Genomic DNA, 6,688 nt, shown 5'->3' with positions numbered 1-6,688 from the left:
TGGCCCGTTGGTGAAGCGGTTTAACACAGCAGCCTTTCACGCTGTCATACAGGGGTTCGAATCCCCTACGGGTCACTTATACACCCAACTAGTTGTTGGGGTCCCCGCAAAGTACTCGGTGTTGCTATAACGCAATCTCTTCACTTTGTGGGGTACTTTGGAGGCTTAGCTCAGCTGGGAGAGCATCTGCCTTACAAGCAGAGGGTCGGCGGTTCGATCCCGTCAGCCTCCACCACTAATCACATATGGATGGTCAGCAAAACGCACCTCGTTCTGTGGCAACGCTGACAATGGATCGTCCAAATCGTCGCGGGATGGAGCAGTTCGGTAGCTCGTCGGGCTCATAACCCGAAGGTCGCAGGTTCAAATCCTGCTCCCGCAACCAAATTTTCTCTAGTCCTACCTCCTGGTCATGTAGAAATGAAGTGTCCAGCAGGTACAACATATATGGAGCTGTGGTGAAGTTGGAGTTCACGCCGGTCTGTCACACCGGAGGTCGCGGGTTCGAGTCCCGTCAGCTCCGCCATCTTTTACAAGGTGGCCTCCTTCATGAAAATGTAAAATGTTTTAGTGGAAATAAAAAACATTGATTTTTCATGAAAGATATGCCATAATTTAATAGTATGCCGGTATAGCTCAATTGGTAGAGCACCTGACTTGTAATCAGGGGGTTGTGGGTTCAAGTCCTATTGCCGGCACCACTTACTGGGGAGATAGCGAAGTGGCTAAACGCGGCAGACTGTAAATCTGTTCCCTCAGGGTTCGGCGGTTCGAATCCGTCTCTCCCCACCAGTATTTCGAGCCATTAGCTCAGTTGGTAGAGCATCTGACTTTTAATCAGAGGGTCGAAGGTTCGAGTCCTTCATGGCTCACCAGTATTTTTGACAAGTGGATATGCGGTCGTGGCGGAATTGGCAGACGCGCTAGATTCAGGTTCTAGTGGTGGCAACACCGTGGAGGTTCAAGTCCTCTCGACCGCACCATTCAATCAAAAAACGAAGCCTTGTAGCGTATTTCAAGCATTGTACGGGGATTTCACAGCTTATCAAAATGCGGACGTAGCTCAATTGGTAGAGCGTCGCCTTGCCAAGGCGAAGGTCGCGGGTTCGAAACCCGTCGTCCGCTCCATAAATGTTCTCGGGTCTCTCACCCGTTCCGGGTTTACCCCGCACAGAACAACAAGGAAGCACGTCAAAGGCTCTTCTGATCTGGATTGGCAGGTAGCGTATCGACGCAGCAGCGCCAGGAAGAAGCGAAACTTGTCGTACATTCCGTTTACCATGTGCCCTTAGCTCAGCCGGATAGAGCGTTTGACTACGAATCAAAAGGTCGGGAGTTCGAATCTCTCAGGGCACGCTTTTTACAGTCGGGAAGTAGCTCAGCTTGGTAGAGTACTTGGCTTGGGACCAAGGGGTCGCAGGTTCGAATCCTGTCTTCCCGACCATGATTTGCCCAAAGATTCGTAACGAAATTGCCGGGGTGGCGGAATGGGCAGACGCAACAGACTTAAAATCTGTCGGGAGTTTCTCCCGTACCGGTTCAAGTCCGGTCCTCGGCACCATATAAGTCAGATGCGGGTGTAGTTCAATGGTAGAACTCCAGCCTTCCAAGCTGGTCGCGTGGGTTCGATTCCCATCACCCGCTCCATACACAAAAAGCAGGGAACCAATCGGCTCTCTGCTTTTTTGCAATAAAAAAGATGATTCAGCTCGAAACAGCGCTTGCGGCCAAGCTTGGGCAGAACCGTTTGGCCGAGGCAAAAGCGACGCAAGAACAAAAGCAAGGAGGACGCACACACAGAAAAAGACCTGTGAGACGAGGCGGCGATTCACTTCAGCCTTGCCACAGGTCCTTTTGCATGCGGGCGCGAAAGCGAGTGTGCAAGCGTGTGCCTATAGGCCCAGCCCCAAGCTCGCTAATTCGCCCAAGCCCAATAGGAAACGCCCGCAAACGGGGCTTAAGAGCACGAACGTTTTCATCATCTATAGAGGGACAGACTGCTGCATAAAACAAATGTCGAAAGCTGTCTGACGTTTTCAGTGGTAGAAACATATGTTTTCGTGTACAGTAAGGCTAAGGTCGCTTACCGAACGAATAGGTAACGGATCTCTTGCATTGCCTCCTGAATCTCAGGAGGCTTTTTTACGCGGAGAAGCGGAGAAAATGAATGCTTTCACGTAGATACCGCTGCCTGGACGGCTGCTTCTTCTGGCGATAAAATCGGCAGCGACACGACGAAACGGGTACGATTTTCGTTGGAATCACAATGGATGGTGCCATTATGTTTCTCGATAATGTTTTTGCAGATAGACAGACCGATGCCTGTCCCATTTTGCTTGGTCGTAAAGAACGGTTGGAACAAAATCTCGACAATGTCGGGAGGAATCATTTCTCCGTTGTTTTCCACGCTCAAATAGAGCCAGCCATCCGAAGCGGTGGCAATGACGTGGATGTACTTGTCTGTTCGATTTTGCACAGCGTCGATCGCATTGTTCAACAGATTGACGACGACCTGCTTTAAGCCTTCCTCATAACAAGCCAGGGCGCAGGAGTGGACTTGTTTTTCAAAGCGTATGTTTTCTCCTACCAGTCGCGGAGTAATGAGCGTTTCTACTTCGGCGAGCAGTTGCTCAACTTGGACAGTTTTGAAAATTTCATCTAAAATCGGTTTTTTGGAGAAGCTGAGAAAACCTGTTATTTGCCGGTGCAAATTTTCGAATTCATGCATCACGACTTGAATGTACGTCTGCAGTTGTGCCTGCTCCTGCGTAGACTCGCTAATCAGCTTGAGAAAGCCTTCAATCGCGCACAGCGGATTGCGCAGCTCATGCGCCATGTTGGCGGCGATTTTCCCCAGCATGGTCAGTTTGTCATTGTGCAGGTAGGAAATCGTTTCTTCCTTTTGCACGAGCTCCTTGTTTATCATCTGCTCGAAATGATAGACAGCCCAGAACACACTCTCATCCATCGCCTTCCCCAGTTGTCGCTCCAGATAGTGCATCTCCTGCGGAGAGAGGGACCATTGTTGCAGTTCAGGCTGAAGCACGCGCCAAAAGACATTTCGATACAACTGATACGTACGCAAAATGGAGGAAAAGGGGAACTCCTGCGAACGCAGCCACTCTCCCATATCCAGTGCCCAGTTCTGCATGTCCTGATCTACGTCTTCCACCAGATAACGGGCTAAGAGCACAGTTCGTTTCTCCGCAAAATCACGAGGAATGGTTACAGGAATTTCCATACTGCGAACAATTTCCTGTAACCATATCGTAGTAATTCTTGGAGCCAAATCTAAAATTTTCCGTGAAACGTTCAATAGATTAAGCGTCACAGTCTCCACCATCGCATTATCCACCCCACTAAAATCGTAAGGGAAAAGGGTAAGATTAGACAAGGTATAATTATCCCGATTTCGCGATAAAATGTTTTTTTGTGGGATTTTTTTATTGACAAAATCCGCTGAAATACGCCTTTATTCGGAAAAATATTCAATCATGAGTCCGATTCTAGTCGCATAAAGTAGAATGGACAAACATTTACATGGACCAGGGAGGCAGGGATGGGAGAGCATTTTTGGCTGGGTCTGGTGCATATTTTCATGATTGATCTGGTGTTGAGCAGCGACAATGCTGTCATCATAGGTATGGCTTGTCGGGGCTTGCCTCTGCGGGAGCGAAGCCGTGCTGTCCTGTATGGAACGATCGGGGCTGTTGTCCTGCGAATCGGGTTGACGGGCGTGACGACCTGGATGCTAGATATTCCGCTTGTCAAGGCGGTCGGGGGAGGACTGCTCTTATGGATTGCCATCAAGCTGATGGTGAGCAACCAGGAGGAAACGACAGAGGTAGCGCATAATCAGACAATCGGCCAGGCGGTCAGAACGATTATATTGGCGGATTTTGTAATGAGCCTGGATAATGTTTTGGCGGTTGGTGGAGCGGCGCATGGCGATATATGGCTGGTTTTGCTTGGACTGGGAATGAGCATTCCGCTGTTAATGTGGGGAAGCACATGGGTCGCCAGGCTTATGAACCGTTTTCCAGGCCTGGTCATTCTCGGCGGCGGGGTGTTGGCCTTTACAGCGGTGGACATGTGTCTCGAAGACCCGTACGTGTGGAAATGGATCAATCCGCTGATGCTTAACCACATGTGGCTCCCGGCCATTGCCTCGGCAGCGATCATGCTGTGGGGACGGATGAAAAGGGCCTGAAGAGGTAATGAAAGGAAGCGATACTGGGGAATACTACAAACAAAGTAAACATCGCTGGAAAGGAACCGTTGCACATGAACACAAATCTCTTGATGCTATGGGGATACTGGGATGAAATCTACCAACGGTGCACCAGACTTACCTACATCGAAAAAGGGAACAACATCTTCCGGGTCGTTCCCTTGCGTTATCGGGGGGAGACATTACGCACGTCAGACGAGCGGACGATTCATGACGGCGATCTGATTTTGAAAATACATATTCACAACTATTACTTTGCCACGCTCTGCCGGGGGGTGCAGGACGAGCTGCGGGTCGCCTTGCTGTTGCGCAGGCATATTTTGCAGTCGCTGCCCAGGTTGGCCGCCTTTCTGGAAGCGATGGAGGAGCGGGAGCAAATCAAAGGAATCGTAGGCACAACCATGCTGCACAAAGGAGTCGCCCCGCTGGGCTTTTCCATCTCGGACGTGCCGATGAACTGGTTTTTCCGCTACAAGCGTTGGTACTTGCGGCTCATGCTCAGGCTGGTTCATCCCAACGGCAAAAGACGGGTGCAGACGTGGAAGCACGACATGCCGCTAAAACGGGTCTACATGTCCAAGGAGTTGTTGCTTGCGCGTTACGGACAAGGCGCGTCGACAGGAGATACGCTTTGATGGCCAAACGTTTTTTACTGGTCACCGAGGAATGGGCAGGCAGTGGGCATCGGGTAGCGGCAGAGGCGCTTCAGGAGGTTTTGCAAAAAATGGACGGTGCGGAATCAGCCCGGGTGATCGGAGGCTTACAGACAGCCAGCCCGGGTTTGCGCGTGCTGTCCCGTTTTTTTTATTTCAACATGCTCAAATACGCCAAGCCCATCTGGCACAGCATGTACGAACAGGATGAGATGTGGGGAAAGTCGCTGTCCAAGCCGCTTGGCTGGTGGCTCTCGACGCGACTGCTTCGGCGGGTGCTGCAGGCGGAACAGCCGGACGTCGTAATTGCGACGCATGCCTACTGCCTGTCGGCGCTTGCCTATGCGAAGAAAAAGGCGGACAAGCCGTTTCGGTTGGTCAGTGTGCCGACTGATTTTCACATTAACCGCTTTTGGGTAGATCCGCAGATCGACGCTTATATGGTAGCGCATGAGCAGATGGCAGAGCGGCTGCAACGGCGCTACCAGATCCGCCCGGAAAAAATTCACGTCTGCGGCATTCCGATCCGCCATGCGTTCAGCCTGGCAGAGAAGACGGCCAGGCACGAGTGGAAAAAGCGGCTGGGAATTGCTCCGGAGCGCTTTACGGTGCTGATCGGCGGAGGCGAGGGCGGCTACGGTCAGATGGAAGAAGTCATTCGCGCTTTGCTCACAGAGGAGGAGCCGCTGCAGGTCGTCGCGGTAACCGGAAAAAATGCCCGCCTAAAAAAGCAGTTGGAGGCAGAGCAAGCGCACAGCGGCCAGCGGCACCAGCTTGTCGTCAAAGGCTTTGAAGACTGCATGTGGCAGTGGATTGGCGCGGCAGACGTGTACGTGACCAAGCCCGGAGGCATTACGTGCGCGGAGTCGCTCGCTTTGCGGACGCCGCTGATCCTGTACCAGCCGCTGCCCGGTCAGGAAAGGCATAACAGCGCTTTTCTCACGCAGCAAAACGCAGCCGTGCTGGCGAGTACGCCGCAGGAAATCCGGGAGATTATCAGGCGCTGGCGCCACTCCGATCAAAAGGATAGGATCGCCCGGCAGATGGACAAGCTAAGGCGTCCGGCAGCGGCTACCCATATCGCTGAGCTGCTTTTTCAACTGGAGTCTAAATTTGGAAATGAAAAAGGCGAATGAACAACGAAAACTTCACACATATTAAACCTACCAACGACGAGGAGGTGATTACAGATGGCTAACAACAACCGCTCTAGCAACAATCTGGTGGTTCCTCAAGCAAACCAAGCGCTGGACCAAATGAAGTATGAAATCGCTTCTGAATTCGGCGTTCAGCTTGGTCCGGACACCACTTCCCGTCAAAACGGTTCAGTGGGTGGCGAGATCACAAAACGTCTTGTTGCCTTCGCTGAACAACAATTGGCTGGCCGTGGCTAATTGCATAGCTGGATGAGGGAAGGCACCTGCGGGTGTCTTTCCTTTTTCATGTATATGGAATTATTTGGAAACAAGTTACAGAAAAAATGGCAAACTCGACCGCATATTTCAGCGTGAGAGGCTGATTCTATACATGTTGGGAGGTGAAAGGATTATGACAGTTGGAGCACAAGTAAAACAGGCGCTTGCCAGCCTGAAGGGTGCGCAGGCAGATTTGGAGTCGTTCGCGCTTAGCACGCAAAACAAGCAAGCGAAGCAACTGTACACAGAAGCTGCCGAGCAAACCCAAACGATTGTGAACAACCTGCAGCAACGCGTGACAGAGTTGGAGAACGAAGAGCCACAGTACAAAGGCTTCTAGCCTGCTGTGAATGAGGGAGAGGGACTCCCTCTCTCTTGGCTTTTCTTTT

6 protein-coding genes and 13 tRNA genes are annotated in these 6,688 nt (G+C 51.4%); 18 read left to right on the top strand and 1 reads right to left on the bottom strand.

What is annotated here, in order from left to right:
- The first annotated feature begins 1 nt into the window (after position 1).
- The 13 genes from AC27IT_RS25325 to AC27IT_RS25265 all read left to right on the top strand — a co-directional run bounded on the left by AC27IT_RS25325 (position 2) and on the right by AC27IT_RS25265 (position 1,647).
- Positions 2-75, top strand: a tRNA-Glu gene (locus tag AC27IT_RS25325).
- 84 nt (positions 76-159) lie between these two features.
- Positions 160-235, top strand: a tRNA-Val gene (locus AC27IT_RS25320).
- Positions 236-308: 73 nt separating this feature from the next.
- Positions 309-385, top strand: a tRNA-Met gene (locus AC27IT_RS25315).
- 64 nt (positions 386-449) lie between these two features.
- Positions 450-526, top strand: a tRNA-Asp gene (locus AC27IT_RS25310).
- A gap of 99 nt (positions 527-625) precedes the next feature.
- Positions 626-701: transfer RNA gene (locus tag AC27IT_RS25305), tRNA-Thr, on the top strand.
- A 6-nt stretch (positions 702-707) separates the two neighbouring features.
- A tRNA-Tyr gene (locus AC27IT_RS25300) sits at positions 708-792 on the top strand.
- A gap of 7 nt (positions 793-799) precedes the next feature.
- Positions 800-875: transfer RNA gene (locus AC27IT_RS25295), tRNA-Lys, on the top strand.
- 21 nt (positions 876-896) lie between these two features.
- Positions 897-983, top strand: a tRNA-Leu gene (locus AC27IT_RS25290).
- Between the two features lie 69 nt (positions 984-1,052).
- Positions 1,053-1,128: transfer RNA gene (locus tag AC27IT_RS25285), tRNA-Gly, on the top strand.
- 154 nt (positions 1,129-1,282) lie between these two features.
- Positions 1,283-1,356 (top strand) — tRNA-Arg (locus AC27IT_RS25280).
- Between the two features lie 11 nt (positions 1,357-1,367).
- Positions 1,368-1,444 (top strand) — tRNA-Pro (locus AC27IT_RS25275).
- A gap of 29 nt (positions 1,445-1,473) precedes the next feature.
- A tRNA-Leu gene (locus tag AC27IT_RS25270) sits at positions 1,474-1,561 on the top strand.
- Between the two features lie 12 nt (positions 1,562-1,573).
- Positions 1,574-1,647: transfer RNA gene (locus AC27IT_RS25265), tRNA-Gly, on the top strand.
- Positions 1,648-2,173: 526 nt separating this feature from the next.
- Here the strand turns inward: AC27IT_RS25265 and AC27IT_RS25260 are convergent.
- Positions 2,174-3,343, bottom strand: a complete 1,170-nt coding sequence (locus AC27IT_RS25260) for a sensor histidine kinase (protein ID WP_025848928.1) — start codon at positions 3,341-3,343, stop codon at positions 2,174-2,176.
- Between the two features lie 216 nt (positions 3,344-3,559).
- Here AC27IT_RS25260 and AC27IT_RS25255 point away from each other — a divergent pair, with 216 nt between their 5' ends.
- From AC27IT_RS25255 to AC27IT_RS25235, 5 genes are all read left to right on the top strand, one after another.
- Positions 3,560-4,210 (top strand): TerC family protein, encoded by a 651-nt coding sequence (locus AC27IT_RS25255; protein WP_005830914.1) that lies wholly within the window; start codon positions 3,560-3,562, stop codon positions 4,208-4,210.
- Positions 4,211-4,284: 74 nt separating this feature from the next.
- Positions 4,285-4,866, top strand: a complete 582-nt coding sequence (locus tag AC27IT_RS25250; RefSeq protein WP_005830916.1) for a YkoP family protein — start codon at positions 4,285-4,287, stop codon at positions 4,864-4,866.
- Entirely contained in the window at positions 4,866-6,020 is a 1,155-nt protein-coding gene (locus AC27IT_RS25245; RefSeq protein WP_026557519.1) for an MGDG synthase family glycosyltransferase, read from the top strand. The genes AC27IT_RS25250 and AC27IT_RS25245 overlap by 1 nt, the downstream gene beginning before the upstream one ends.
- A gap of 54 nt (positions 6,021-6,074) precedes the next feature.
- Entirely contained in the window at positions 6,075-6,278 is a 204-nt protein-coding gene (locus AC27IT_RS25240; RefSeq protein ID WP_005830919.1) for an alpha/beta-type small acid-soluble spore protein, read from the top strand.
- Between the two features lie 154 nt (positions 6,279-6,432).
- Positions 6,433-6,639, top strand: coding sequence for a DUF1657 domain-containing protein (locus tag AC27IT_RS25235; RefSeq protein WP_005835427.1), 207 nt, complete (start codon positions 6,433-6,435; stop codon positions 6,637-6,639).
- Positions 6,640-6,688: the final 49 nt, after the last annotated feature.

It is taken from the genome of Brevibacillus sp. YAE8 (assembly GCF_057543335.1).
Note: the sequence above shows the minus strand (reverse complement) of the source record. Positions and strands in the feature narration are given on the sequence as shown.